Below are 423 nucleotides of genomic sequence, written 5' to 3' on the forward strand. Positions count from 1 at the left end.
CCTGCGCGCCCACTTCCGCATGCGCCAACTACCCCTAGTCACCGAAGTCCAAGGCCAGCACTGGATACTCGACCTGACCAAACTGCGCATCATCGACCGCGAACTCACCCGCCTGGACAACAACCCAGACCACCTCGAAGCCATCGACGCCGCACTCGCAGACTTCCTCACCCCCACCACACCCAACCAAACAGTCCCCACCGACGCGGATCTACGCCGCTTTATCCGCACCTTCATCGACACCCACCTGCGCCCCGAAGACAAAGAACACAAACCCGAACCACGACTGCGCATCAACTACAACCCGGATAACACCACCACACTCACGCTTACTTGCGATAGCGCTACCGCCACCATCATCGCCCGCCACATCGACGCCTACACCAACCAGACCACCACCACCGCAGCACAAGCACTCATCGA

The 423-nt window shown here is 60.3% G+C and carries 1 pseudogene; it reads left to right on the forward strand.

Annotated elements, in window-relative coordinates:
- Positions 1–423 (forward strand): annotated as a pseudogene (locus QP965_RS11455) (HNH endonuclease signature motif containing protein); the annotation flags it as partial.

The sequence above is a fragment of the Corynebacterium sp. MSK074 genome, assembly GCF_030229735.1.
Classification (GTDB): Bacteria; Actinomycetota; Actinomycetes; order Mycobacteriales; family Mycobacteriaceae; genus Corynebacterium.